Raw genomic sequence first — 26568 nt, 5'->3', positions numbered from 1 at the left:
GCCTCTAGACAATATGATTGTGATTGTGCGGCATGATTGTGCGGCGGCTTGCGCGGCTCGATCGCCAGTCGCGTCGGGAGGACGAACCGTATGCGCCGAGGATTGACCATCGCCTCTGTGCGGTTCGTCACTGCTTTAATCGCATTTCTAAGCTTGGCTGCGCTGGCATTTGTCACTTCCCCGCTGTTTGCTGCGGAAAATTCGGCCGGCAGCGACGCTTCGGCCGAGTTTTTCGAGAAGCAGGTGCGGCCGCTACTGGCCAATTCGTGCTATTCGTGTCATTCGGCCGCGGCGAAGGAAATCAAAGGGGGCCTGCGACTCGATAGCCGGGAGCAATTGCTCACGGGCGGCGATAGCGGACCGGCGATCGTGCCGGGGCAACCGGCCAAGAGCCGCCTCGTCGAAGCGGTCGGCTACCAAGACCCTGACTTGCAGATGCCGCCCAAGAAGAGACTGCCGGCCGACAAAGTCGCCGTGCTTGCCCGCTGGGTGGAACTTGGCGCTCCCTGGCCTGACACGCCGGCCGCAATTACCGAAGGAGGCCATTCGGCCGCGTCCGCATCGCCAAAGAAGAAGTTTGATCTGGCGGCCCGTCGCGCGGCGCACTGGGCATGGCAGCCGATTCATGCCGTCGCTCCGCCGGCGGTGAAGCATCCGGCCTGGGCGAATGACCCAATCGACAACTTTCTCTTGGCCCGCTGGGAAACTGCCGGCATGCGGCCGCCGCCGACTGCGGACCGACGGGCATTGATTCGCCGGGCAAGCTTCGACTTGGTGGGGCTGCCGCCGACCGCCGACGATGTCGAAGCGTTCATCGGGGATCGTTCGCCGAAGGCTTGGGAAACCGTAGTCGACCGGCTATTGGCTTCGCCGCAATTCGGCGAGCGATGGGCCCGGCATTGGCTCGACTTGGCCCGGTATGCCGAAACGCGGGGCCACGAGTTCGACTACGCGATTCCCGACGCGTGGCAATATCGCGACTACGTGATTCGGGCATTCAATTCCGACGTGCCCTACAGCCAATTCGTCGCCGAACAGATCGCCGGCGATTTGCTTCCCGCGCCGCGATTCGACCCGAGTGGCCGAATCAACGAATCGGTTCTCGGCACCGGCTTTTGGCACCTGGGAGAATGGCTCCATTCGCCGGTCGACATTCGCCAAGACGAATTCGATCGCGTCGACAATCAGATCGATGTGATGGGCAAGACTTTTTTAGGACTCACGCTCGGTTGCGCCCGCTGCCACGATCATAAGTTCGATGCGATTTCTTCGAAGGACTATTACGCGGTCGCAGGCATGTTGGAAAGCAGCAGCTTTCGCGACGTGCGTTTCGAGTGGGAACGCAAGAATCGGACGACGGTCGAACGACTGGAAGCGATTGACGACACGGCGCGGACGAAAATCGTGCGGACGGTTGTCGACGGCGTTCGGCCGACGATCGGCCGCTTCGGCGACTATCTGCTTGCCGCTCGTTCCGTGCTTCGAACCGGCCGGGGACTGGCTCATCTTGCGATGCCTGGTGAACAAAATGCGACTGTGCCCCTCCCCCTTGCGCCGCGCGCCGCTAGCGACGCGGGCGGAGAGGCGGTCGCGGCAATCGCCGACCATCGTCATCTCGATCCGGTCCGCCTTGCGCGCATCGTCGATATGGTGCAGAAAGCGCATACCGATGCCTTCGATCCGCTTTATCCATGGGCCGTGCTTTCGCTCGACTCGCAACCGGAAAGCCTGGAGCGAATCGCGCAGCTCCTGCGGCCGATCGCGGCCGATTGGCGCGCCGCATCGGCGCGCGCCGCAACGCTGCCGCTCGGCGCAGCGTGGATCGTCGATTACGGCCATGCAGCACCGGCCGATTGGATCACCGATGGCATGGCATTCGGCGATCGGCCGGCGCATGCCGGCGAAATCTTTCTCGCTCTCGATGCAATTGGGCAAAGCATCGCGGGCGGCGGCGGCCTCAAGCTGCCAGGACGATCGTTGGTGGCGGTCGTCCCGGAGGGAATGGCCAATAGCGGGCTGATCAGCACCGCCCTGCATGGCATGCTGCGTACTCCGGAATTCAAGATTGCATCGCCGCAATTGTGGTACCGCATCTGTGGTTCGGGCGACGTGTTCGTCGTGGTCGATTCGCATCGGATGGTGGCCGGGCCACTGCACGGGAGCACCAAACGGCATGTCGATGCCGGCGAACGCTGGACATGGATTTCGCACAATGTAAGCGACTACGTCGGACAACATGCACACATCGAATTCACGCCCACCGGCAAATCGGGATTCATCGGCGTCGCAGGAGTGATTCAGTCCCCAAGCGCTCCGCCGGAACCAAGCCGCGCCGATCGGCTGCTGTCGGCCGAGATGGCGAATATTTTGTCGTCGCTGAACGCGGCACCGTCGAACGCAGCACCGTCGGCGCACGACGCCGCGCCGTCGTCTGCCGCGATTGAGCGCCTGGCTGAGCGCTATCAGTCGCTCGTGACGGCGGTGGCCGACGACTTGGCGGCGAACCGGCTTGCCGAGAAGCCCGATGCTCCGGATCGCGCGCTGTTGGCCAATTGGCTTTTGGGGCATGCCGATGCGCTTGCGTTCCGTCAGGCTGGAAAGCCTGACCTACGAGAATCGCAACTCGCTGAACACCATCGCGAACGGAAGGCGGCGGTTGCCGAACTAAAACCATCGGCCACGGCGATGGCAATGCTCGACGGCAACGGCTTCGACGAACATGTGCTGTTGCGCGGCAGCCACAAAACGCCGGGCGAAATTGCGCCGCGGCGGTTTTTGGAAGCCATCGCCGGACCGCATCAACCGCCGATCGAGCACGGCAGCGGCCGGCTTGAATTGGCCGAGCGAATGATCGATCCGTCGGACCCGTTTGTGCCGCGCGTGATGGTCAATCGAGTGTGGCAGCATTTGTTCGGCCGGGGGATCGTGCCCACGGCGGATAATTTCGGCGTGCTCGGGCAACGGCCGACGCATCCGGAATTGCTCGATTTTCTCGCCGATCGGTTCATTCGCGAAGGTTGGTCGGTGAAGCGATTGATTCGTGAAATCATGCTGTCGAGTTCGTATCAAATGTCGGCCGCGGAAAGCGCGGCCGATCGGCAAAGCGATCCGCAGAATTTGTTGTGGCATCATGCGCTGGTGCGGCGGCTGGAGGGAGAAGCGATTCGCGATGCGATGCTCGCCGTTTCGGGCCGGCTCGACCTGCGGATGGGTGGCCCGAGCGAAGAAGTGCATCTCACGGCGTTCATGGAGGGTCGTGGTCGTCCCGGGAGCGGCCCGCTGGATGGCGACGGCCGGCGGAGCATCTACATCAAAGTGCGGCGGAATTTCCTTTCGCCGATGATGACGGCGTTCGACATGCCCGAGCCGTTCAATACGGTCGGCAATCGCGGCACGTCGAATCTACCGGCACAGGCATTGATCATGTTGAACGATCCGCTGGTGGTCGAGCAGAGCCACGTTTGGGCGCGGCGCGTGTTGGCTGGCCAAGGGCTTTCGCCGCGAGAGCGAATCCGGCGGATGTATCTCGCGGCGTTTGCCCGGCCTCCGAGCGACGCCGAGTTGGCCGACGATCTGGCGTTTCTCGATTCGCAAGCGGAATCGCTCGGCATCAAGCCGGCCGACCGTCCAACCGCCGAGCAGCCGTGGGCCGACTTGTGCCATGTGCTATTCAACGTCAAAGAATTTATTTTTATCGACTAGTGGCTCGTGGTTCGTGGTTCGTAACACTGTGGCGAGACGACGATGGCACACTGCCGGCGATTTTCGGACGCTCCGCTTTCGCGGCGCGATATGTTGCGAACCACGGCGGGGGGCTTCGGCGCTATTGCGCTTGCGGCGCTGACGAGCGAGCGTTCGTTCGGCGCCGCCGCCGAAAGGTTGAACGGGCTGCGATTTCCGGCCAAAGCCCGTAACGTCATCTTTCTCTATATGGACGGCGGGCCGTCGCATGTCGATTCGTTCGATCCCAAGCCGCTGTTGCAAAAAGAGAACGGCAAGCCTTTCAAAATGAAAATGGAGGCGACGCAGTTCAACAGCAACGGCAATACGCTCGGCTCGCCGTGGAAATTTCGCCCGTATGGCAACTGCGGAATGCCGGTCAGCGATCTGTTTCCCTGCATCGGCCGCTGCGCCGACGATCTGGCCCTGATCCGCTCGATGACGTCCGACTTTTCGACCCATAGCAATGCGAACTATTTTTTGCACTCGGGCAACGGCCAGCAAGGCCGCCCCAGCATGGGATCCTGGGCCACCTACGGCTTGGGAAGCGAATGCGATAATCTGCCGGGGTTTGTCGTGCTCAACGGCGGGCTGATTCCGGTCGGCGGGCTGGATAATTTCAGCAACGGCTTTTTGCCGGCCACGTATCAAGCTTCGATCTTTCAGCCGCAAGCCGAGCCGATGGCCAATATCCGTCCCACCGAGCCGCGGCCCGAATTGCAAGCCAACAAGCTCGCCCTGCTGCGGAAGCTCGATGCCCACGTGCTCGACCGAATGGGGCACGTCGATCCACTTGAATCGGCGATCGCCAACTACGAATTGGCGTTTCGCATGCAAGCCTCGGTGCCCGAGCTGACCGACATCTCCGGCGAATCGGCCGCGACCCGACGGCTCTACGGGCTCGATGCGAAATACGCACCGACGCAAATCTATGCCCGCGAATGTCTGCTGGCCCGGCGCTTGATCGAGCGCGGCGTGCGGTTCGTCGAGCTCACTTGCCCCAACACCGGCAACGATCGCTGGGATCAGCACGGCAACCTGAAGCGGGGCCACGAAGACAATGCGCTGGCCGTCGATCAGCCGATCGCCGGGCTGTTGACCGATTTGAAGGCCCGCGGCCTGTTGGAAACAACCTTGGTCGTGTGGTCCGGCGAATTCGGCCGCACGCCGTTTGCTCAAGGCACCGACGGGCGGGACCACAATCCCTTCGGCTTTTCGATCTGGTTGGCAGGCGGCGGAGTTCGCGGCGGCACCATTTACGGGGCGACCGACGAATACGGCTATAAAGCGATCGATGGCAAAGTGACGATCCACGACCTGCACGCCACGATGCTCTATCTCTTGGGCGTCGACCACAAGCGGCTCACCTACCGCTTCAGCGGCCGCGATATGCGCCTCACGGATGTCTACGGCGAGGTGGTTCACGACGTGTTGGCGTAGCCAGAGGCTCCCGGCTTGTCTCTACCGACCTGTCAAAGTGGCACCCTCGGCCGTTCGAGGGTTCCGATTGGATCGGTTCGACTGTAAGGCAATTTTCTCCACAAGCCATTGCCTCGCTTGCTGTTAGAGGCATCGCCCCGCATCGTGGCACGGAGCTTGCTTCAACCACGCGTGCGGCGGCTCAAAGGCTGCCAAACAAGGTTGATTCAACTCTAACTACGCCTGCTCAATTGCGTTTCCGCTGGGAAACTTTTTGGAACTCTGCTGAATAGATTCGATCCGGCCATCAACAGGAGGATATCGACTGTGGCAAAGCAAATCGTGTTTGATGATGAAGCCCGGCAGCCGCTCATGGCCGGGGTTTCAAAGTTGGCTCAGGCCGTCCGCAGCACGCTTGGCCCACGCGGCCGAAACGCCGTGCTCGACAAGGGCTGGGGGTCGCCGAAGGTGACCAAAGACGGCGTTACGGTGGCGGAAGACATCGAACTGGACGACGCATTCGAGAATCTCGGCGCCCAGTTGGTGAAAGAAGCCGCCAGCAAGACCAACGACGTCGCCGGCGATGGCACCACGACCGCCACCGTTCTGGCCGAAGCGATTTTCAAGGAAGGCCTCAAGCGTATCTCCGCCGGCATCGATCCGATGGCCCTTTCTCGCGGCATTGCCAAGGCAACTGCGGCCGTATCCGAGGCGATCGGCAAGTCGGCCACGCCAATCGATGAAAAGAACAAGAGAGAAATCATGCAGGTCGCCACGATCGCCGGAAACAACGATCCGTCGATCGGCAGCGTTCTCGCCGAAGCATTTCTCAAGGTCGGCAAAGACGGCGTGATCACGGTCGAGGAAGGAAAGCATTCGGATACCACCGTCGAAGTCGTCGAAGGCATGCAGTTCGACCGCGGATTCCTGTCCCCGCACTTCGTCACCAATCAAGACGAGCAAACGGTCGAACTGGAAAACTGCCAGATTCTGATCTACGAAGAAAAAATCTCCAGCGCCAAGAACTTGGTGCCGCTGTTGGAAGCGGTCAGCAAGTCGGGCAAGCCGCTGTTGATCATCGCCGAGGATGTCGAAGGCGAAGCCCTCGCGACCCTGGTGGTTAACAAGATGCGCGGCATCTTGAGCGTTTGTGCCGTGAAGGCGCCGGGCTACGGCGACCGCCGCAAGGCGATCTTGGGCGATATCGCCAGCGTCACCGGCGGAACCGCGATTTTCAAGGACCTCGGAATCCCATTGGATTCGGTGAAACTAAGCGATTTGGGCCGGGCCAAGAAGATTATCGTCACTAGCGAAGAGACGACCGTCGTTAGCGGCGGCGGCAAGAAAGATGCGATCGACGGCCGAGTGGCCCAAATTCGCCGTGAAATCGACGCCACCGACAGCGACTACGATCGCGAAAAGCTGCAAGAACGGCTCGCCAAGCTGGCCGGCGGCGTGGCCCAAATCAATTGCGGAGCGGCCACGGAAACCGAAATGAAGGAGCGCAAGGCCCTTTTGGAAGATGCCAAGGCCGCCACGCAAGCGGCGCTCGAAGAGGGCATCGTCCCCGGCGGCGGCGTGGCCCTGATCCGCGCCGAAAAGGCGTTGGATAAGGTCGAAACCAAGGGAGATGAAAAACATGGCGTCGATATCGTTCGCCATGTGCTCGACTATCCGCTCCGCGCGATCGCCGAAAACGCCGGGCACGACGGCGCGGTCGTCGTCAATCGCGTGCGGCAGATGAAAGGCAAAAACGACGGCTACGACGCCGACAAGGATTCCTATTGCGACTTGGTTGCCGCAGGAATCATCGATCCGGCAAAAGTCGTCCGCGTCGCTCTGCAAAACGCGGCCAGCGTCGCGTCGCTGCTGCTCACCACTGAATCTCTCGTGACCGAAATCCCCTCGGAAGAGAAGGATTCCGATCACGACGCCCATGATCATGGCATGGGCGGTGGCATGGGCGGCATGGGTGGCATGGGCGGCATGGGCGGCGGCATGGGTGGCATGGGCGGCATGGGAATGATGTAAGCACGCCGAAATGCTCGGGGGACTGTCCCCTTTTGCGGAGTCCGCGGAGCAAAAGGGGGCTGTCCCCCTTCCCGCGGCGCGGAGCCCGCCGAGCAAAACGGCGCCAAGCAAAAGGAGACCGTCCCCTTCGCGCGGCGCTTCCGCTTGATCCTCAACTCGTCAAACATCAAAACGAAAATTTCAACCCTCCACACGATAATTGCAGGACTACGAACATGAAAAATGCAAAGCTGCGTCCGCTGGATGATCGCGTCGTCGTCGAACCTGTCGAAGCCGAGCAAGTCACCGCCGGAGGCATCGTGCTCCCCGACACCGCCAAAGAAAAGCCGCAACGCGGCACCGTCGTGTCGGTCGGCCCGGGCAAGCTTTTGGAAAACGGCAATCGCGGCGAACTGTCGGTCTCCGTCGGCGATGTGGTGATCTACGGCAAGTATTCCGGCACCGACATCGAATTGAACGGCGACGACGTGAAAATCCTCCGCGAGACCGATATCCTCGCGAAAGTGATCGCGTAGCGCAACAAGGCACGATCCGCGTGCCGCCACTGTCTGGTTAGCAGTCGCCTCGTTTGCGGCGGGCGGCACACGGAGTGTGCCTGCTACGATCGGGCGAACGAATTCACGAACAGCACAATTTCTCCAATCAGGAGTTCTCACTCGTGGCAAAACAATTGCTTTTTCAAGATCAAGCTCGGGCCCGCATGCTCAAAGGGGTCGAGAAACTGGCCCATGCCGTAGCGGTGACGATGGGCCCCACCGGCCGGAACGTGATCATTTCGAAATCGTTCGGCGGGCCGACTGTGACCAAAGACGGCGTTACGGTTTCGAAGGAAGTCGAGCTCGAAGACCGTTTTGAAAACATGGGCGCCAAGCTGGTCAATGAAGTGGCCAGCAAAACGTCCGACGTCGCCGGCGACGGCACCACGACCGCCACCGTGCTCGCTCGAGCGATTTTCAAGGAAGGCACGCGCAATATCGCTGCCGGCAGCAATCCGATGGCCGTCCGCCGCGGAATCGATAAGGCCGTCGAAGCGGCTCTGGAGCAACTGAAAAAGCTGGGCCGCCCGGTGCAGAATCCGCAAGAAGTCGCCCAGGTCGGTGCGATCAGCGCCAACAACGACATGACGATCGGCAAACTGCTGGCCGAGGCGCTCGAGAAGGTCGGCAAAGACGGCGTGATCACCGTCGAAGAAGGCAAGTCGATGGAGACCACGGTCAAGTTCGTCGACGGCATGCAATTCGACAAGGGCTTCATCTCGCCGTATTTCATCAATCGCCCGGCCGAGATGGATTGCGAGGTGGACGATGCCTATATCCTGATTTACGAAAAGAAGCTGTCGAACCTGCGCGAAATGGTGCCGGTGCTGGAAGCCGTCGCGCGGGTCGGCAAGCCGCTGTTGATCATCGCCGAAGATGTCGACGGCGAAGCGCTGACCGCTCTGGTGGTCAACAAGCTTCGCGGCGTGCTGAACGTTTGTGCCGTGAAAGCCCCTGGATTCGGCGACCGACGCAAGGCGATGTTGGGCGATATCGCCGTGCTGACGGCGGGCACGCTCATCAGCGAAGACCTCGGTTTGAAGCTGGAAAACCTGACACTCGAACATCTCGGACGGGCGAAGAAAATCACCGTCGATCGCAACAACACGACGATCGTGCAGGGCGCCGGCAAGACGGCCGACATTCAGAATCGCATCCAGCAATTGCGAAATCAGATCGAGCAGACCGAAAGCCAATACGACAAGGAAAAGTATCAGGAACGGCTGGCCAAAATGACCGGCGGAGTGGCGATCATTTCGGTCGGAGCCGGAACCGAGAGCGATATGAAGCAGAAGAAGGCTCGTGTCGAAGACGCTTTGCACGCTACCCGCGCCGCGGTGGAAGAAGGCATTTTGCCCGGTGGCGGCGTGGCCCTGCTGCGATGCAAGGCGGCTGTCGAAGCGGTCCGGAATTCGGCCAAGGGCGATGAGAAAATCGGCGTCGACATCGTGCTCCATTCGCTCGACGCCCCGATTCGCCAGATCGCCGACAACTGCGGCATCGACGGCTCGGTCGTGGCCGATGAAGTAGGCCAGAAATCGGGCAACATAGGCTTCGACGCCAACACGCAGCACTATGTCGACATGCTCAAAGCCGGAATCATCGACCCGGTGAAGGTCGTCCGCGCCGCGCTCACCAATGCCGCCAGCATCGCCGGACTGATGCTGACGACCGAAGCGCTCGTGACCACATTCGACAAGGACGACAAGGAAAAGAACCGCGTCGAGGGAAGTGTCCGGTAAGGACAATTCAACGCGCAAAACCGCAAGCGAGCGTCCAAGCCGAACGGCAGGGATGCGACGCTTGCGGTTTCGCGTATGGGCGCTTGGACGGGGCGCAAATTCGCCGGCTCAAGTGGTGCATCCCGATTCGACCCGATGGCGTACAATTGGGGGTTGGCTTCCCTAACTCATTTCCCCTTCGTCGGCCATGGTGCAGATGTCAGCTAAGCGCGATTACTACGAGGTTCTTGGGGTCGCCCGGCAAGCGAGCTCCAAAGAGGTCGCCGACGCATATCGCAAGCTGGCGATCAAATTCCATCCCGACAAGAACCCGGGAGACGACGAGGCGATCGCCAAATTCAAGGAGGCGGCCGAGGCCTTCGAGGTCCTTCACGACGGCGACAAGCGGGCTCGCTACGATCGCTATGGCCATGCCGGCGTCGAAGCCGGAGGCGGAGCCCATCAGTTCACCGATATCAACGAGATCTTCGAATCGTTTGGCGATGTCTTTGGCGAAGGCCTGTTCGGCGATCTTTTCGGCAGCTCGCGGCGCGGCGGAAGGCGGCGAGCCCGCAAAGGGGCCGATGTGGGCTGCGAAGTGCGGCTCGACCTGCTCCAAGCCGCAAAGGGCATCACCCGCGAAATCGAATTCGAGCGGCATGAGAAATGTACCCCCTGCGACGGCAGCGGCGCCAAGCCCGGCAGCCGGCCGCAAACCTGCACGTATTGCGGCGGCCGCGGCCAGGTGGTGCAATCGACCGGGATTTTCCGCGTGCAAACCACATGTCCCGCCTGCCGCGGCGCAGGCCAAGTCGTGAAAGATCCATGCCCGAAATGCAGAGGCGCCGGAATGCTGCCGCGGCGAGTGAAGCGCGATGTGATTATTCCCGCCGGTGTCGATAATCAGATGCGCATCCGGCTCACCGGCGAAGGAGAGCCGAGCCCCGATGGCGGCCCGCCGGGCGATTGCTACTGCGTCATTCAAATCGATGAGCATCCCCTGTTCCAACGCGATGGCCAGGATTTGATCGTCCGGCTCCCGATCAGCTACAGCCAAGCGGCGCTCGGAGCGACGGTCGAGGTGCCCTCGCTCGATGGCCGCGATCCGCTCGAGCTGCCGCGCGGAACGCAATCGGGCGACGTGTTTCGGCTCCGCGGAAAAGGAATGCCCGACCCGCGCCGCCGCGGCAAGGGCGATCTACTGGTCGAAGTGCTCGTCGAGGTGCCAAAATCGCTGAGCACAAAGCAAGAAGAATTGCTGCGCCAACTCGCCACGGAGGAACACACCCATGTCACCCCGCAACGGAAAAAATTCTTCGAAAAACTGAAGGAATACTTCGTGCCCGCGGAAGAAGCGGCGCCCGATCAGAATTAAACGAGGGAGGTCGCCAGCCATGAATTCCAACGATCAAGATTTCGATGCCGACGACGAAACCAGTCGAACCGCGGCAGACACGGCGCAATCCGGCAACCACGAATCGTCGGCCGCCAACAAATCGCAGGATGCCGGGTCGCAGGATATCGATTCTCTGCAAATCAAGGCCGCCGAGTTGCAAGACCGCCTGTTGCGAACGCAAGCAGAGTTGGAAAACTATCGCAAGCGTTCGCGCCGCGAACTCGACGAGCAGCGGCGTTATGCTGAAATCGATTTGATCCGCGATCTCTTGCCCCTGCTAGACAATGTCGATCGCGCGATCTCCGCCGCGGAAAAGCAAGCGGATGCCAACTTGCTGTTGTCGGGCTTGAAAATGATGCGGCAGCAATTGAATGAGGTGTTCCAAAAGCATCATGCGAAAGTGATTTCCGCTGCAGGAGAACCCTTCGACCCCAGCCGGCACGAGGCCGTGATGCAGCAGCCGAGCGAAGAACATCCGGAGCACACCGTGGTCGGCGTCGCCCGCCAGGGACTGACCCTGCACGACCGCGTCGTGCGGCCGGCACAAGTGATCGTTTCGAAAAAACCGCACTGATGCACCCGGGACACACGCCAAGGGACCGACGCCCAAGAGACAGACGGCAGGCGTCGGCGGCCAGAGACGCGCAAGCGTGCGACACTGATTCCTGAAACTCGACTTGGTCCACCACGGCGTGGCGAATCCTCTTCGCCCCAATCCGTGGCGGTTTGGAGGCCGGCACCTCTCTGCGTCAATACCCCCCCACCCCCAGCCCCTCTCCCACAATGGGAAGAGGGGATCCATTATGATGGAGCCGCCGCAGCCGCACCCGCCGCATGTGCCGCCGCCCCTGATTCGCCCTGCCCGCGAAACGGACGTGGCCCATTTGCTGGCGATGATCCGCGAGCTGGCCGACTACGAACGCCTGCTCGATGCGGTGGTGGCGACCGAGGCCGGCCTGCGGCAGGCGCTATTCGGCGAGCCGCGCTCGGCCGAGGCGCTTTTGGCCGAATTCGATGGCGAGCCGGCCGGTTTCGCCCTTTATTTTCAGACGTTTTCCACGTTCGTCGGCCGGCCCGGCCTGTGGCTCGAAGATCTCTTCGTTCGGCCGGCCTTCCGGCGGCACGGCATTGGCCGGGCACTCTTCGACCGCCTGGCCGCCATCGCCGTCGAACGCGGCTACGGACGGATGGAATGGACCGTGCTCGATTGGAACGCTTCGGCGATCGATTTTTATCGCCGCCTCGGGGCCGTGCCGCTGAGCGACTGGACCACGTTTAGGCTGGTCGTTAACGGTTAGAGGCGAGGGAAACAGCGCGGCACGCCCCCTACGTAGTAGGCACACTCCGTGTGCCGGCGGCGATGCCAATTCGCTCACGCTCGCGGCGGGCACCGCTAAATCCAAAGCCCTTATTCTTCAATCCTCCGCTTTGCCCCATTCTTGCTCGCGATCGAAAAGCTTGAACGGCATTATGGCACGCGTTTCAAATGGCCGACGGCATACGGAGTATGCCTGCTACGTAGTAGGCACACTCCGTGTGCCGGCGGCGATGCCAATTCGCTCACGCTCGCAATCGGACACCGCTAAATCCAAAGGCCTTCTTCTTCAATCCTCCGCTTTGCCCCATTCTTGCTCGCGATCGAAAAGCTTGAACGGCATTATGGCACGCGTTTCAAGTGGACGACGGCATACGGAGTATGCCTGCTACGTAGTAGGCACACTCCGTGTGCCGGCGGCGATGCCGATTCGCCCACGCTCGCGGCGGGCACCGCTAAATCCAAAGCCCTTATTCTTCAATCCTCCGCATCGACCATTCTTGCTCGCGGTCGAAAAGCTCGAACGGCATTATGGCACGCGTTTCAAGTGGCCGACGGCATACGGAGTATGCCTGCTACGTAGTAGGCACACTCCGTGTGCCGGCGGCGATGCCGATTCGCTCACGCTCGCGGCGGACACCGGTAGTGCAAAAATTCCCCTTCCTTCAGATTCGCACGTGACGGATTGTCGGCAATGTAGGCCCGAAAATGGTCGAACTGTTCCGGGCTGCGCACCAAATGGTCGAAGCTTTCTTCCTGCCAGAATCGGCCCGAGGCGCCCAGCCGCGCGTTGATTTCGCGGGCCGTGAACCGCTTCCACGACTTGCATTGCGCCTCGATGGCCGTCCCGTCCAGCAGACAGCAGAGCAGATGCACGTGGTTCGGCATCACGATGTAATCGCCCAAGCGGTAGCGGACGTCGTTGAATCGGTGCAGACTTTCCGCCACAACTGCGGCCAACGCCGGCTGCCGGAGCACGCATGCCCCGTGGCCACGGTCGAGATAGCCGTCGAACTCTGCCGTGAACATGCGATGGAACTCGTGCTGCGCCTGCGGAGCGAGCCGCATGAGGGCGATGTTCCAGTCGGCTGACTCTGGGTTGATGCCATTTTGGCGCAGCCATTTCGCTTTGCGCCTTTGCCACTGTGCGGCCAGCGCGCTGGGGCACGAATCGTGGGTGCGGAACGTAACGAAATACGTTACACCGGGCTGGAACCAATGAGGTAGGTTGCCCAGTCGCATCGACCATTCTTGCTCGCGATCGAAAAGTTCGAATGGCATGGTTGCACGCGTTTCAAGTGGCCGACGGCATACGGAGTATGCCTGCTACGTAGTAGGCACACTCCGTGTGCCGGCGGCGATGCCAATTCGCCCACGCTCGCGGCGGGCACCGCTAAATCCAAAGGCCTTTTCTTTCAATCCTCCGCTTTGCCCCATTCTTGCTCGCGATCGAAAAGCTCGAACGGGCATTATGGCACGCGTTTCAAGTGGCCGACGGCATACGGAGTATGCCTGCTACGTTACTCGCGCAAAAAAAGCCCAGGGGGGCTAGCCCTGGGCTTGGTGCAATCCGAATCGACAAGCAATCGAATCAACGAACTGTGGCGAATCTAGGCCGCAGCTTAGGCGGCTGCGGAGTTCTTGCGGCGTCGCAGGGCAAAGAAGCCGCCGAGCAGGCCGAAGCCGGCCAACACGATCGTCGATGGCTCGGGCACCACGGCGAATTCGCTGTTGTGGTTGACCACAGCCCAAGCGTCGTAGCCCGTCGTGTCGACACCCCAGGCGCCGAGAAAATCGCCGATTGGAATCGTGCCGTTGGCGAGATCGGTCTCGAACGTGGTAGACGTAAGGGTCGAATTGGTCGCTGTGTTGTAGGCCGTCAAGGCCGGGCCGGCCTCCCACGCCGCGAACGTTCCCTCGTAGGGCGTATTGAACGCGGTGGAGGCCCCGCCCATCGACGCAGCGGCGTAGATGCCGACGTTGAGCGGCTGCGGGCTTCCCGTGTGGGTGTAGCTCGCGCTGGTCGTCGAGTAGGTGCCATTGGGGCTCGCCACGTTCGCGAGAATCGTGTTCTCCCAGCCGGTGTTGACCAGCGAAGCCAAGAACAAGTTTCCTCGGGTAGCCATGTCGGCCTTCGTCGCGCCTTCGTTGAACATTGTTTCCGGATTGTACGACATCTGGAACACGAAGGGATCGACCGTGGTGGTGTTTAGAAGGCTGAAACCGGTGGGCTGAGTCTGGTTCGTGCCGGCGCCGTTCGTACCGTTGCCCATGCCGTAGAGGTTGACCACGTCGCTGAGCAAGCGTTGGTTGGACGCGGAGTTGCCGGCCGTGTAGCTCGGACCATTGGGAAACGACACGCCGTAGACGCTGTTGTTGGAGCTGTCGTTGGCCGGCACTTCGGTCGAAAGCCGTGCGCGCCACGTCATGCTCGGGCTCGAGCTGGTTTGCGTGTCGTTCCACAAGAGGATCGTGGCGGTGGTGCCTTCGATACCGGGGTTGGCACCAACGGTGCCGGTCGGGTTGTTGACTGGCGTGGCGCCGGTGTTCGACGACAGTCCGGCGTAGGTGCCGGCGGTCATGTTGGGCGACGACATGACCATGCCGCCGAACGTGCCCGTGGGGCGCGTGCCGCCGGTGTAGCCGGTGCCGCCGGTGGTGTCAATGTTGGCAGTGCTGACGTTCCCGATGTCGGCGTTGACGCTCACTTGCAAGTTGCCATCGGTGCCGGAGTTGCCGGAGGTGGTGTCGTTGATCCGGAACGTGCCGGTATACATGCCGGCGGTGGTGGCGGTGACACCTGCGGTGAGGGTCGAGGTGCCGCTGGCGCCGACCGAGCCGGCGTTGTTATCGGTGATCGACATCCAGCTCGGCACGGTGCCAAGGGTGTAATTACCGGTAGAGGTTCCGCTGTTGGAGATACTCAGTGTCTGCGTCGGAATGGTCGCTCCGACGAGATAGCCAGTCGTAGGCGACGAGGACGAATTGGTGAAATTCAGCACCGTCGAAGTATTATTGGTACCACCAGGCACGCTCGTCGGAGCAAGCGTTAGGCTGGCGACGGTACCGACCCCGGCCTGCGCCTGGAAGGTGACGCTGGAACCTGCGACCGCACCTAGCGCGTATGCCGAGTTCGCCGCCGAACCGTATCCCAGCGATGTTGGAATCGGCGCTGAGGTGCGGCCACCGGTGGCCGAAACCGTGTATTGATCCGGGGTCGTTGTATTCCACTCGGGCACGATTGGTTCAAAGATCGTTTGACCACCCGAGATTCCTGTGGCAGTCCCTGCTGTGAATTGGAATGTGCCAACGAGCCATGCCCATCCACCGGTGCTCGTGCCTGCACCCGAACCGTATGCAACGCCGCCATCCCCCGCAGTGTTGCCGAACTCATAGGTATTACCCCCCGTCGAGATGACATTGCTGGCGGCTTGTGGAGTCGAGTAAGTTATTGGGCCTTCCCCGTTCTGCGCGGTAAGGGTGCCGTAATACGTGTTTGACGGACTTACCGTGTTCGCCCCGTTTGAGCCAGATTCCAGGTTGCCGACACCGGTAATTCCGGTACTGTTAACCGCTTGCGGTGCGCCCGCGTGCGATCCGGAAGTGTTCCACGGGTTCTGAAAACCAGTGATGTTTGGGCCGTTGATGTAGTTGTTCATGATGTCCGTCGACACACTTCCTTGTGTGACACCACCACCTGAGAACGCGAGGCCAGATGTCCCAGCGACTGGGACCGCGTCGAAGTACGCTAGTTGGAGCCCAAGGGTGGAATCCGCCACACCCGGATCCGAGACTACCGCCCAGACGTACACCGTCGTCGACGCACCCGCAGTCGTTGTCACTGCCGTGGTGCCACTGCTCGTCGTCGGAGCGGAGTTGCTGGTCGTAAAATCGATGTACAGATTCTGGGCAAAGGCGCGGCGCGGAGTGAGCACCGCGAGTGCTAAGCCGAGCATTAGCACCGCAACGCTCACACGCTGCCGTGGCGTTGCTTGGGGAAGGTACTTCATTGTGGAGCCTTTATTTAATTTGTCGGATTGCTTGTTGTCGGGTTCATGCGATTGGATCACACAAATTCACGTTATTTTGCCGCAGATTGAGTTCATCTTTGGCGAGAAAAGCGTGTCAGCTCGTCATTAGCAGCAACCCTGTAACAAGGTTTCCTTTTTTCCGACAATCTTCCGTCGTCGCACGAACGAAGCTCCGGCTGCGGCAACCACTCCAAGCAACCACATGATTCCGGTGCTTGGCTCGGGAACACCGACCGGGGCGAACGCGGGTTGCGCGCCACCTTCGGTCGGGTATGTGTACGTCGGAACCTCCGGCCGATCCGGATCCGTTCCCTGCCGGCCAAAAGCGGTCAGTACCGCGTTGATGTCGTCCGAGGTCGTTGAAGGACCGTACGCGACGTCACCGTTCGCCCACCCGCTACGGGAGTCGTCGTAGCCGGATAACGTTGAGTTGATATCGTCGGAGCTGACCGAACCTTGCAGGTTAACGTCGCCCTGGTACGTGTATGTCATAATTAATGAGTTAGTGTTCAACGTCACCCCGTCGTACGTCGCATACTGCACGTCGAAGGGAATATGCCCGCTTGGGCCATCGTTGATCTCGAGTCCGATGCCGGTGACCGGATAGTGAGCGGCGACGTCGGCTGCGGCGTAGCTGCTCGTAATCCCCGTGCCGGTCCACTCGCCGCCATTGTATCCCGATTCAACCATGTTCAAAACATTCTGGTACGCTGCGACTGCGTCCGTCGAGTTGTCTGCCTGTATGATCACCGCGTTGTTGGTGAGATTTAGAGTTCCGGTATACGTTTGGCCAGCCGGTGCCACCCAGGCACCTGGGTCGCTTGCGTAGCCCGCAGTCGCGGCAGCCGACAAGTATTGCGCCTCAGTCGGATATAGGGTGCTTGCTATGTAAAGCGGGTCGGTCGCCGTCCAATTGATCACGCCGCCGATGATCGTGTCTGCATGGCTGGCGCTCGTCCAAAAGCCGACGCTCAACACGAGTGCAACCGGGACGCTCCGGATGAGGCAACGCTTAAACATTAGTCCAACTCCTGGCGGGAATCGCCGCGATTTTTGTGCTGAAGGCGTGGTTGCTTGCGGTTAGGACTTTAGGCTTCGTGTTGGTTTCGAACGCTATTCGGGCCGGCCGGCCCGCGATTGATTTACGAATTCATCCCGCTCGTTCGCTCGGCTGGGCTGACAATGCGGGCTAGGCAAAGTCAATGTGTGTGGGAATTGTCGCTGGAAGGTCGTCGCTGCTGGGCTGCAACGGTTGGATGAATCTCGCCTACGCCATTTAGCCGGCTCGTCTGCATCGCAATTGCCTACATCGCAATTGCCTACACTGCAAATTCACATGCGGCCCCTCGCAGCGAGTGGCGAAGTCGAAGAACCGACTTCACGTCTCGCCGGAATAGCACTTCGATAAGTTGGCGAGCCGAGCCTTCATGCTTCGGCTACTCAGTGGCTACTCCTTCCGCATGTGAGGGCTAGTCTAATCAGGCGCTACGAGTAACGCAAGCAAATTGTCAATGAGAAAATCTTCAAAGGGGGGAAGGACGGGGGAAGAGGCGCTACCGAGGGAGAAAAGCAGTATGGCTTTAGTTCCCGCCCCGGCGAGCAGTTTGGTTGGCACGCATTCGTGTCGCCAGTATGCTTCCGCGTTACAACGGTGAAAATAACCCGGTGGGTGGGAAGGGGCGAGGGGAAGGGGCGAGGGGCGAGGGGCTAGGGGCGAGGGGCTAGGGGCTAGGGGCTAGGGGCTAGGGCGAGGGAATTCGGAAATTGGGGGTTTTTGCTGGTCGAAAAACGGTGATCGGCGGCGGGCTTGCGGAGCGGGCGTGGGGGCGCGGAAGGAATTTTTTGCGGTGGAGGCGGGATTGGCAGGGCTGCCCAGGGAAGGCCGGCGATACGCAGCGGAGAGAGGATGCGGCTGGGGGCCTTCCCTGGGCTTGATGGGAGTTTGCGGGGCCCCAACCGGGGCGGCCTTTGCTTGCGCGTATTCCACTTAGCGCCGCAAGGGGAAAGGGGGGCTGTGAAAAAGTCGTTTTTCGGCCGAGCCTAAGCCGCCTTCATCAGCGCCGCTACCGCCGCGTCGTAGTTCGGCTCTTGCGTGACTTCTTTCACCAACTCGCCGTAAACGACGTTGCCATCTTTATCGAGCACGTAGATGCTGCGGGCGAGCAGCTTCAATTCGTCGATCAGAAGGCCCCAAGATCGGCCGAAATTGCGGTCTTGATAATCGCTGGCCATACGCAGCGATTTGATATTCTCCGCGCCGCAAAAACGATTTTGCGCGAACGGCAGATCGAGACTCACCGTGACGGCATTGATCTTGTCGCCCATCGCGGCCAGGGCTGTGTTGAATTTCTTGGTCTGAATCTGACAAACGCCCGTGTCGAGCGAAGGAACGATGCTGAGCAGCGTCGGCTTTCCCTTGAGGTCGGCGAGTTGGAGGGTTTTCAGTCCGCCTTCGAAATAATGGAGCGTGAAATCGGGGGCGGGCCGACCGACCTGAACCGGTTCGCCGACGAGCGTCATCGGAGCGCCTTTGAACGTCACTGCGCCAGAACGTGCCATGATTCGAGCCTCGGGGAAAGGGGGATGGTGTGGGGAAGGAAAGTATAAACGGCAGAGGGACGAGGGGCTAGGGACGAAGCAAAGGGGCGAGGGGCCAGGGGCCTGGGGCCAGGGGCCAGGGGGCGAGGGGCGAGGGGCGAGTACGCGCCAGCGAGAGGCTGCGCTCGGTCGGATGGCTTGACGCTTTGGCGATTTTCCCCTCACCCCTAACCCTCTCCCGCAACGGGGAGAGGGGAACCGGTTGCTCGCGACACCCCCCCTCGTCCCTCGTCCCTCGCCCTCCTTCTTGCATTGGCATTAGAAACGCTTATCATAAGCTGCGGAATGGACCTGCGGCGGGTGTCTCTTTCCTCTCTGTTCGGATGGGCTCTTGCAAGGAGCGCGGCCATGCAAGCTTCGTCGAGTGGGTTGAGCTTCGAAGTGGATCGTGGACCGGATTGGGTTTTTGTGCGCGTGAATCCGCCCGAAGCAGCGGCGGTCGACGCACCGCAATTGGCCGAGGCCGTTTGGGCGCTGTTGGAGCAGACGTTCGTGTATCGCGTCGTGCTCGAATTGGATCGCATCCAATTGTTGCGGAGCTATATGGTCGGGCAATTGATTCTGCTGTCCAAGCGGATTCACACGCATGGCGGAGTGCTGCGCATCTGCGGGCTGTCGAGCACGAATGAAGAAGTGCTGCGCTGCTGCCAACTCGCCGGCCAATTGCCGAACTATCGCGATCGGGGCGACGCCGTGATGTGCTCGCGGCCGAAGCCGAGGTAGGAAGGGGGGAGGGAGGGTGAGGGGTTAGGGTGAGGGGTTAGGGACGCGCAAGCGGATGGGGTTCGTCCTTCAGCCGGCAGCCTTCGTCCTTCAGCCTTCAGTCTGTAGGCTTGCCACCGCTTCGCGGATTTCTGCGGGGACCGGAAACGGTTTTTGCGCGCGGTAGTCGAAGACGACGATTGTCGATTCGCCTTCGGCCACGAGCGCCGCTTGAGCGCGGCTGTGCAGCGCGTGGGTCATCGTCAGGCTGGTGCGGCCGATGCGCGTGATCCGCGAGCCGACGTCGACCGTGTCGGGAAACGTAAGCTGGCGGCGATAACTGCAGGAAATTGCCGCGAGAATCGGCCCGATCCGCTCGCGCTCCATCAGCTCCGACAGGCCGACGCGATCGAGATAGGCGATCCGCGCCGATTCGAACCAGCGGAAATAGACGACGTTGTTCACATGGCCGAACATGTCTTGCTCGCCCCACTGCACGGGCAGCGAGACGACGACGGGGAAACCGGCCAAGATCACGGGGTCGGGCATGGAACGAGCGGTGGCAAATGTCTAATGTCTAGTGACGAAGCACGAATGGAGGACATGGCTTTAGCTTGGCCAAGCGTTCGTGGTTCGACATTCGTCATTCACCTTGCGGCTGGGGCAGGGGGACAGGGCCTCGCCTTGCGGTGGGGACAGGGCCTGTTTTTCTCCGAAGATTCCGAAAAATAGGGACAGTCCCCGTGCTGCGGGGCAGTGGCCGGGCGGGGCAGTGGCCGGGCTGCGGGGGCAGTGGCCGGGCGGGGGTGTCGAGATTCATCGTGCGCTGGCCGTTTTATGGTCGGCGGCCAAGGAGAGTTCTTGGGCGCGGCGGGCGTCGGCTTGGGCGCGGGCCGTGTCGCCGAGTTGTTGATAAGCCTCGCCGCGATTCTTGTAGGCCGCGGCATACTGCTTGTCGAGGCGAATCGCTTCGTTGTAGGAGAGGATCGCGGCATTCCAATCGCCTCCGCCGGACTGAGCCACCGCGCGTTTGAAATAGAGCGTCGGGTCGTTGGGAGTGACATTGATTGCCGAATTGAAATCGACGACGGCTTTCGTGTAATCTTTCAATGCGGCATAGGCCAAGCCGCGATTGATGTGCGCCAGCGCGAAGCGATTGTCGTAGCGGATGGCCGTGGAATAGGCGTTCACGGCATCGAGGAAACGTCCTTCGCTGGCCAGCGTCATGCCTTTCCAGGTAGCGGCGCGGGGATCGGTGAAATCGATGCCGGCGGCGTCGTCGAAATCGAGAATCGCCAGGCCGTATTCACCTTTGTGGAACCAGCAGATCCCGCGGCGCAGATAAGGCTCGGCAATTTCCGGCTCGAGCCGAATGGCGTCGGTGAATGCGTTGACCGCGTCGTCGTAGCGATCGAGCATGCGATAGGCAACGCCGAGCGCTTCGTAAGTGCTGGCTTCGTTTTTCGCGAGCTTGAGCGATTTCTTATAGGCCTCGATGGCTTGGGCATATTTGCCGGCTGCCGCGAGATCCTGGCCTTGCTTGAATTCGGCTTGGCCGGGGGCCATTTCGGTTTCGGTCGATTTCAAATCGCTCGGCGGCATGGGAACGAGAGGAGTGGATTCCGTGCTCGGGCTGGCGGGAGGATTCGGCGTGGGAACGGTGGTGTCGTGGTTTGCGCGGGGGACGGGCGTGAGCTTGCCCGGCTCGGTGTCGACGCCGGTGTCGTCGCCAAACGGATTGTTGCCGGCATGCGATTTGGCGGCGGGAGATTGCGGAGCGGTTGCCGGAGTCGCGCTTGGAATCGCATTGGGGAAGCTGAGGTCGTCGGGCGATCTGGCGGCAGGAGTTTGGGATGCGCCGGGACCGGGCATGGCTGTCGTGTCGGGCTTGGGCGAGCTAGCGCCCGGTGTGAGTTGCGATTTCGTCTGTGCGGCTTTCGCCGGCGGCGGAGTTTCGGCGAAGGGGTCGTCGGCAGGCGCGGTCCGAGCGGTGGGCGGGGGCAAGGCCGATTGCGTCGTCGCTTGGGCCATCGCCTTCGGGGCGAGCATGGCGAAGATCGCCGTGAACGCCAGAGCGCCCAACGCTTTGCCGAACGGCGATTTCAGTTGCCGAAGCGCCGCTGGATGCAGCGCCGCCGTATGCAGTGTCGATGTATCCATGTGTTCCACCTCGCCGGAATGCCGGAGCAGCGCGCGGCATGCGCGCCAAAAAAGCCTGCTCAAATATACAGAACCGTTCACCTGATTATTGCCCGCGCAAAGCGGGAGGGCAAGAAAATGAGGCGGCAGAATCGGCAGAATGGGAATAGAGAGAAGCTACAGGCTACAGAACGCGCGAAACCGCAAGCCAGCTGCGGGCTGGGACGAGAATGGTGACTGCGGATGACTTCGTACCTTCAGCATGTAGCCTACGGCCTCAAGCCTTCTCCAGCACGCGCGTGATTTCGTCGCGAAGGGTTTGTTCGATTTTCCCCTTGAACATCATGGCGGCCATCGGCACCTTGGCGTCGAATCGCACCTCGGATGGCTCGACCCTCATGCTGCCGGCGATCGTGAAGCCGTAGGTTTTGAAGCCGAACTGCACGACGTTGTCGGTCCAGGTTTCTTCCAGGTCGCTGACCTGATTCTGATAGCGGGCCTTCACCTTGGCGAGCAAACCCTTGAGGCGCTCGAGCGCTTCTTCCTGACTCAGATGGTGCGGAATCGTGAGCTGCACGCTGGGCATGGTTCGAGGCTCTTCGGATTGCGAACAGAGGGAAGCGGGCACTCACGCTGCCAGCGTAAGCACGGGGCTTTGCCGCGGCGGGAGAAAATGCACGGCCGGCGGATGCGGGTTGTTTTGCACTCTCCTCTTTCACCCTGCGGCCAGACCATCGTATACTTGGGCGCCGGAATTGAAAACCCATCGGCGCGGCAGCGGGTATGAATGGACAGGGAGGTTTTGTTGCCGTTTGCGCGGGCGGGGCGCGGGCATCGCCTCCTGTTTTGCCCACGCCAACGCTCGATTCCAACATTTGCGTCGCGATCACCAACGAGAAGCAAACTATGAAGCGCCGAGGATTGTTGATTGGCCTGGCGATTATCGGCGCGGCGACGGCGTCGATTGCCGTGGTGGCCGTGGCCGCGTTTATCCAGCGGTTGCCCGAGCCCGAACAGGCCGATCAGCAGGGGCTATTTCGTTGGCTGGTGCAAACGCACTTGCGCGACGAACCGGCCGACATCCAGCAGCGGCTGTTGAATCGGGTCGAACAAGAACTGGCGCACGGCATCGATTTGACGAAGTGTCTAACGCAAATCGACAAGGAGCAGCGGGCTCGGTTGCTGGAAAATGTCGATCTGTTGGCCGAGTGCTGGTTCTTCCGCGAGGCCGACCGATATTTCTCGGAGCCGGAAACGGGGCGAATAGCGCTGGTGAAGCGGCAGGCCGAGCGGGTGCGGCAGTTGGGCATCTTGGACCAGATTTCAGCTCTGGAGGGCCACCCCAAAGGCACGGCCTCGGCGGGAATGGCGGCCATGGCCGACAATGCGCGACGGCTGGAGCGCTGGCTGGCCGATGTTGCTCCCCAGCAGCGGCAGCGAGTGAGCGAATATTTTTCGACGTTGCGCGCGGCGCTGGTTTGGAACAGCTTGCAGCAATGGTTCTCGCCGCTCGATCTGCTCAAGCCGACGCAGGCGTCGCCAAAGGGGGCGGCACAAAAAGCGACCGCCGAGTCTGCCGAAAAGCAAACAGCCGCATAGGAACCCGCAACGCAAGCAAGCAAAAATGCCAACAGTTCCTTGCTGGCACTGCGGGCTCGTCGATACGATTCCGCCGCATTGGCAATCTGGCGCTCGGTGCGTGGATTCAATCTTGCCGGTCGGCGAGATGCTCGAAATCGAGGACATCGGCGGGGTGCCAGAGGGGCAAGCCCTGGCGGAGCCGCTCGGCTAAGATGGCGAGCTTTTCGTTGCTGCCTGGAACGGCCCGGGTGGCGTCGAATTGGCCGTCGTTCACGATCGGCGGCTCGAAGTCCCAAAATCCCTGCTTGATCGCTTCCAGAACGGACTGAGGCACGGCTAGACTCCTCTGCGACTTTCCTGCCTTGGCCGAACCTGTTCCATGAAAAGCCCCTCCTTGCCGGCTTTCAGGTTCGGAAAATTGCGGCGTCCTGGCCGCAGACTGTCGGCAAATCACGCCGCCAGTATTGAGCCTGATTGCAGTGCTGTCAAGCAAATTCGCCGGATGAATTTGGGGCGAGGGACGAGGGGGCGAGGCGGACGCTTCGCCACCTTGCAATATCACGTTTGCGCTAATTGGACTGCGGGCAGTAAGCCGCGAAGCCGCTCGACGCGGCGCGGGTCCAATCGGCCAGCGCGATCGCCGCAACACGCCGCGCCGCGAACGGCGATAAAATCGGGCGCAAGCGGCAAGAAGCTCTCGAATTGCTCCGCCCTGATTTGCCCGCCGAGCACGACCAACATGCCGGCGCCGCGGGCGGCAGTGACGAAGCGGGCCAGTAAGTCGAATGACCAAAGCGCCAGCAAGCCGGGCCCGTGCTTGTCGAACGTGTCAATCAACACCGCCCTGCAACGCAGCCGCTCGGCATAGTGCAGCACCGATTCCGGCTCAGGAGATTTTGCAACCTGCCAATCGGCATACACCACAGCGACGGCTGCTACGGCGGCGGGTAACGTGCCCCGCGCCGCACTCCATCGATCCGGCCAATTGGGCTCGAGCGCGCAGCCGGCCAAACCGAATTTCGCAAATTGCGGCAATTGCTGCGGCCGCAAGAATTTTGCGATTGCGGGCCACGCGGCAACTGGGTCCGTCAGTTCGCCGAGGGCGACGCTCGTCGGCCGGCGGTCGGCCACGGCATCGATCGCCGCGGCGACGACTTCCGCCGCCGCCGCGCCGAGCGAACCGCGATTCGGTTCTTTGATGTCGATCAGATCGGCCCCGGCCGATACGGCATCGAGGGCTTCGTCGGCACTGCGGACGCTGACCAGCAGCCGAGTCATGCCTGGTGCTCCGTTTGCCCTGCCAGGCCCGAAGGCGCTTCGGCGATTGAATCCGTGGCCACGGATACCGCGGCGCTCGTCGATTGGCAACGGTCGTCGCTGGGGTGCTGAATTTGATGCAAGCGGACATTCAACCGCGAAACGACCTCCAGCGAAAGCGGCTCGCACCATGCTCCGTGGATCAGGATGTACCCTTCGTGCCAGCGGCCGAGCGCGGGCTTGACCGGCCGGTCGGCCCATTCGGCGGCCTTTTCCGCAAGCCGAATAACCAGGCCCACCGCTCGATACGGAGCATCGATATGGTCGGTCAATTTGATCGGTCCGCTGCCGAGAAAGAAACATTCGACGACCTCGATCGGCAGGCGGATCGGCGGACCGAGCCGCAAATAAACAAGCATATAGCCGGGCTGATATGCCAGACGCGGCTGGCGCATAAGCCATAGGATCAGGCCGACCACGCACCCGGCCACGACGACTCCGGCCCAACCCAGGACGCGCAGCGGCCCGGAGCCGAAGAAGACGCAGGCGAGCGCAACGGCGGCGAGCGAGCCCGGTGCCAAAAGGCCCATCCACAGCGCTCGGCGGTTCGCTCGCAACCAGATCTCGTTCATATCTTCACGTTCTAGCGGGCGAAGCTAGGTTCGACAATGAGGCGGGTTGTGGGAAGGCAATCTCGGAGTTGCCATCCGCTTTGGCGGCGTCCCTCGCTAACGCTTTGCGGCCTCCGTCGCTGACGCTTCGGACTAGCGTGGCGGCTTGCGGCGGAATGAAGCGTGGGTACGATGGACGACTTGTCATGGATTCAATGCTGGGTGCGCCGAACCGTCAGGCTGGAAAGCCTGAGCTACGGAGCGCACGCAAACATCGGTCGCAAGAACTTTGTCCTACGAATTAATTACCACTGCTCCGGAGCTTGCCGCATTGGTCGAGCGATTGGCCGCGGCCGATTCGATCGCCTTCGACACCGAGTTCGTATCGGAAGACACATATCGCTCTGAGTTGTGTTTGATCCAAGTGGCGGCGGCAGGACGCTTGGCGGTCGTGGATCCGATCGCGGTCGGAGAGACGGCGCCGTTTTGGGAACGGCTTGCGGCGGAAGGACACGAGACCATCGTGCATGCCGGCCGCGAGGAATTGGTGTTTTCGCTATCGATCATCGGCCGCCGACCGGCGCGATTGTTCGACGTGCAGATCGCGGCGGGATTGGTCGGTTACGATTATCCGGCCGGATATGGTTCGCTGTTGAACCGGTTGCTCGGCCAGGCCTCGCAAAAAGGAGAAACGCGCACCGACTGGCGCCGGCGCCCGCTCAGTAGCCATCAGATCGACTACGCGCTCGACGACGTTCGATATCTGGGTCCGCTACGAGATCGGCTGTTCGAGCAGCTTGCAAGACTCGACCGCACGGCTTGGATGGAAGCGGAGATGGCGGCCTGGCAAGATGACGTCGAAGCATCGCGAACGCGGGAAAAATGGCGACGAGTGTCGGGCATCAATGGCCTCTCGGCGCGGTCGCTAGCGATCGTGCGCGAGTTGTGGCGATGGCGCGAGAAGGAAGCCGAGCGCCGCGATTTGCCGGTGCGCCGCGTGCTGCGCGACGATTTGATCGTCGAGCTTGCGCGGCGACAAACGGCCGACGCAAAGCGAATCCAGGCGGTGCGCGGATTGGAGCGCGGCGATTTGAAGAGGCTCTTGCCCGAGATCGCCCGGCACATCGACATGGCGCTGCATTCGCCGGAAGGCGACTATCCGCAATTCGAGCGACGGGAAGTGCCGCAGCAGATCAACGTGCTCGGTCAGTTTCTGGCCACGGCGCTGACGAGCATTTGCCGCGCCGCCCGGCTCGCTCCCAGCTTGGTCGGTTCAGCGAGCGATGTGCGCGATTTGATTGCGTTTCGGCTTGGCTATGGCCCCGACGAGCCACCGCAATTGGCCCGTGGCTGGCGGGCGGAGGTGGTTGGCCAACAGTTAGACGACCTGCTCGCCGGCCGCACCAGCATCCGGATCATCGATCCGGAGTCGGAAGAACCGCTCGCGTTTGAAACGAGCGCTGCGGGACGTGGAAAAGCGTAGTCGACCGGGCTGAGTAGCGGTATTCGCC

At 61.4% G+C, this 26568-nt stretch carries 22 protein-coding genes; 12 read left to right on the top strand and 10 right to left on the bottom strand.

Features of this window, described 5'->3' with window-relative positions; genetic code table 11:
• The first annotated feature begins 102 nt into the window (after positions 1-102).
• From VHX65_04770 to VHX65_04735, 8 genes are all read left to right on the top strand, one after another.
• Entirely contained in the window at positions 103-3702 is a 3600-nt protein-coding gene (locus VHX65_04770) for a PSD1 and planctomycete cytochrome C domain-containing protein (protein HEX3997842.1), read from the top strand.
• Positions 3703-3792: 90 nt separating this feature from the next.
• Positions 3793-5160: a DUF1501 domain-containing protein gene (locus VHX65_04765; GenBank protein HEX3997841.1), complete on the top strand. Its 1368-nt coding sequence runs from the start codon at positions 3793-3795 to the stop codon at positions 5158-5160.
• A 306-nt stretch (positions 5161-5466) separates the two neighbouring features.
• Complete coding sequence (gene groL, locus VHX65_04760; GenBank protein ID HEX3997840.1) at positions 5467-7170, top strand: chaperonin GroEL; 1704 nt, start codon at positions 5467-5469, stop codon at positions 7168-7170.
• A gap of 215 nt (positions 7171-7385) precedes the next feature.
• Positions 7386-7685, top strand: coding sequence for a co-chaperone GroES (groES, locus tag VHX65_04755; protein ID HEX3997839.1), 300 nt, complete (start codon positions 7386-7388; stop codon positions 7683-7685).
• A gap of 143 nt (positions 7686-7828) precedes the next feature.
• Entirely contained in the window at positions 7829-9448 is a 1620-nt protein-coding gene (gene groL, locus VHX65_04750; protein HEX3997838.1) for a chaperonin GroEL, read from the top strand.
• 196 nt (positions 9449-9644) lie between these two features.
• On the top strand, positions 9645-10802 hold the full coding sequence (gene dnaJ / locus VHX65_04745; GenBank protein ID HEX3997837.1) for a molecular chaperone DnaJ: 1158 nt from the start codon (positions 9645-9647) through the stop codon (positions 10800-10802).
• A 19-nt stretch (positions 10803-10821) separates the two neighbouring features.
• Positions 10822-11397 (top strand): nucleotide exchange factor GrpE, encoded by a 576-nt coding sequence (gene grpE / locus VHX65_04740; GenBank protein HEX3997836.1) that lies wholly within the window; start codon positions 10822-10824, stop codon positions 11395-11397.
• Between the two features lie 229 nt (positions 11398-11626).
• Positions 11627-12121, top strand: a complete 495-nt coding sequence (locus VHX65_04735) for a GNAT family N-acetyltransferase (protein HEX3997835.1) — start codon at positions 11627-11629, stop codon at positions 12119-12121.
• Between the two features lie 638 nt (positions 12122-12759).
• Here the strand turns inward: VHX65_04735 and VHX65_04730 are convergent.
• Both VHX65_04730 and VHX65_04725 read right to left on the bottom strand, forming a co-directional pair.
• The gene (locus tag VHX65_04730) at positions 12760-13419 is read right to left on the bottom strand and encodes a hypothetical protein (GenBank protein HEX3997834.1); all 660 of its coding nucleotides are present in this window, start codon (positions 13417-13419) and stop codon (positions 12760-12762) included.
• A gap of 341 nt (positions 13420-13760) precedes the next feature.
• On the bottom strand, positions 13761-15140 hold the full coding sequence (locus VHX65_04725) for a PEP-CTERM sorting domain-containing protein (protein ID HEX3997833.1): 1380 nt from the start codon (positions 15138-15140) through the stop codon (positions 13761-13763).
• Here VHX65_04725 and VHX65_04720 point away from each other — a divergent pair.
• Positions 15127-15348: a hypothetical protein gene (locus VHX65_04720; GenBank protein ID HEX3997832.1), complete on the top strand. Its 222-nt coding sequence runs from the start codon at positions 15127-15129 to the stop codon at positions 15346-15348. The genes VHX65_04725 and VHX65_04720 overlap by 14 nt on opposite strands.
• A 926-nt stretch (positions 15349-16274) precedes the next feature.
• Here the strand turns inward: VHX65_04720 and VHX65_04715 are convergent.
• Positions 16275-17189 (bottom strand): PEP-CTERM sorting domain-containing protein, encoded by a 915-nt coding sequence (locus VHX65_04715; GenBank protein HEX3997831.1) that lies wholly within the window; start codon positions 17187-17189, stop codon positions 16275-16277.
• Positions 17190-18209: 1020 nt separating this feature from the next.
• A complete protein-coding gene (tpx, locus tag VHX65_04710; GenBank protein HEX3997830.1) occupies positions 18210-18728 on the bottom strand; it encodes a thiol peroxidase in 519 nt (172 codons plus the stop codon).
• A gap of 387 nt (positions 18729-19115) precedes the next feature.
• Between tpx and VHX65_04705 the strand changes: the two genes are divergently transcribed.
• Entirely contained in the window at positions 19116-19490 is a 375-nt protein-coding gene (locus VHX65_04705; GenBank protein HEX3997829.1) for an STAS domain-containing protein, read from the top strand.
• Positions 19491-19580: 90 nt separating this feature from the next.
• Here the strand turns inward: VHX65_04705 and VHX65_04700 are convergent, their stop codons facing one another.
• The 3 genes from VHX65_04700 to VHX65_04690 form a co-directional block, all read right to left on the bottom strand.
• Positions 19581-20018: a thioesterase family protein gene (locus VHX65_04700; protein ID HEX3997828.1), complete on the bottom strand. Its 438-nt coding sequence runs from the start codon at positions 20016-20018 to the stop codon at positions 19581-19583.
• 267 nt (positions 20019-20285) lie between these two features.
• Positions 20286-21629: a tetratricopeptide repeat protein gene (locus tag VHX65_04695; protein ID HEX3997827.1), complete on the bottom strand. Its 1344-nt coding sequence runs from the start codon at positions 21627-21629 to the stop codon at positions 20286-20288.
• Between the two features lie 256 nt (positions 21630-21885).
• The gene (locus VHX65_04690) at positions 21886-22194 is read right to left on the bottom strand and encodes a polyhydroxyalkanoic acid system family protein (GenBank protein HEX3997826.1); all 309 of its coding nucleotides are present in this window, start codon (positions 22192-22194) and stop codon (positions 21886-21888) included.
• Positions 22195-22514: 320 nt separating this feature from the next.
• On the opposite strand from VHX65_04690, the gene VHX65_04685 reads away from it, so the two are divergent.
• Positions 22515-23207: a hypothetical protein gene (locus VHX65_04685; protein ID HEX3997825.1), complete on the top strand. Its 693-nt coding sequence runs from the start codon at positions 22515-22517 to the stop codon at positions 23205-23207.
• Positions 23208-23313: 106 nt separating this feature from the next.
• On the opposite strand, the gene VHX65_04680 is transcribed toward VHX65_04685, so the two are convergent.
• The 3 genes from VHX65_04680 to VHX65_04670 form a co-directional block, all read right to left on the bottom strand.
• The gene (locus VHX65_04680; GenBank protein HEX3997824.1) at positions 23314-23523 is read right to left on the bottom strand and encodes a hypothetical protein; all 210 of its coding nucleotides are present in this window, start codon (positions 23521-23523) and stop codon (positions 23314-23316) included.
• 224 nt (positions 23524-23747) lie between these two features.
• Positions 23748-24467, bottom strand: a complete 720-nt coding sequence (locus VHX65_04675) for a (5-formylfuran-3-yl)methyl phosphate synthase (protein HEX3997823.1) — start codon at positions 24465-24467, stop codon at positions 23748-23750.
• Entirely contained in the window at positions 24464-25078 is a 615-nt protein-coding gene (locus VHX65_04670) for a hypothetical protein (protein HEX3997822.1), read from the bottom strand. The genes VHX65_04675 and VHX65_04670 overlap by 4 nt, the downstream gene beginning before the upstream one ends.
• Positions 25079-25346: 268 nt before the next feature.
• Between VHX65_04670 and VHX65_04665 the strand changes: the two genes are divergently transcribed.
• Complete coding sequence (locus VHX65_04665) at positions 25347-26540, top strand: HRDC domain-containing protein (GenBank protein HEX3997821.1); 1194 nt, start codon at positions 25347-25349, stop codon at positions 26538-26540.
• Positions 26541-26568 lie beyond the last annotated feature (28 nt).

It is taken from the genome of Pirellulales bacterium, from assembly GCA_036267355.1.
Classification (GTDB): domain Bacteria; phylum Planctomycetota; class Planctomycetia; order Pirellulales; family DATAWG01; genus DATAWG01.
This window is presented reverse-complemented; position numbering and strand designations above follow the sequence as displayed.

Excerpts from the sequence above, each read along its gene's own strand:
- VHX65_04765 (HEX3997841.1), top strand. The coding sequence starts at position 3,793 with ATGTTGCGAACCACGGCGGGGGGCTTCGGCGCTATTGCGCTTGCGGCG.
- groES (HEX3997839.1), top strand. The coding sequence starts at position 7,386 with ATGAAAAATGCAAAGCTGCGTCCGCTGGATGATCGCGTCGTCGTCGAA.
- dnaJ (HEX3997837.1), top strand. The coding sequence starts at position 9,645 with ATGTCAGCTAAGCGCGATTACTACGAGGTTCTTGGGGTCGCCCGGCAA.
- grpE (HEX3997836.1), top strand. The coding sequence starts at position 10,822 with ATGAATTCCAACGATCAAGATTTCGATGCCGACGACGAAACCAGTCGA.
- VHX65_04735 (HEX3997835.1), top strand. The coding sequence starts at position 11,627 with ATGATGGAGCCGCCGCAGCCGCACCCGCCGCATGTGCCGCCGCCCCTG.
- VHX65_04730 (HEX3997834.1), bottom strand. The coding sequence starts at position 13,419 with ATGCCATTCGAACTTTTCGATCGCGAGCAAGAATGGTCGATGCGACTG.
- VHX65_04715 (HEX3997831.1), bottom strand. The coding sequence starts at position 17,189 with ATGTTTAAGCGTTGCCTCATCCGGAGCGTCCCGGTTGCACTCGTGTTG.
- tpx (HEX3997830.1), bottom strand. The coding sequence starts at position 18,728 with ATGGCACGTTCTGGCGCAGTGACGTTCAAAGGCGCTCCGATGACGCTC.
- VHX65_04705 (HEX3997829.1), top strand. The coding sequence starts at position 19,116 with ATGCAAGCTTCGTCGAGTGGGTTGAGCTTCGAAGTGGATCGTGGACCG.
- VHX65_04700 (HEX3997828.1), bottom strand. The coding sequence starts at position 20,018 with ATGCCCGACCCCGTGATCTTGGCCGGTTTCCCCGTCGTCGTCTCGCTG.
- VHX65_04695 (HEX3997827.1), bottom strand. The coding sequence starts at position 21,629 with ATGGATACATCGACACTGCATACGGCGGCGCTGCATCCAGCGGCGCTT.
- VHX65_04690 (HEX3997826.1), bottom strand. The coding sequence starts at position 22,194 with ATGCCCAGCGTGCAGCTCACGATTCCGCACCATCTGAGTCAGGAAGAA.
- VHX65_04685 (HEX3997825.1), top strand. The coding sequence starts at position 22,515 with ATGAAGCGCCGAGGATTGTTGATTGGCCTGGCGATTATCGGCGCGGCG.
- VHX65_04675 (HEX3997823.1), bottom strand. The coding sequence starts at position 24,467 with ATGACTCGGCTGCTGGTCAGCGTCCGCAGTGCCGACGAAGCCCTCGAT.
- VHX65_04670 (HEX3997822.1), bottom strand. The coding sequence starts at position 25,078 with ATGAACGAGATCTGGTTGCGAGCGAACCGCCGAGCGCTGTGGATGGGC.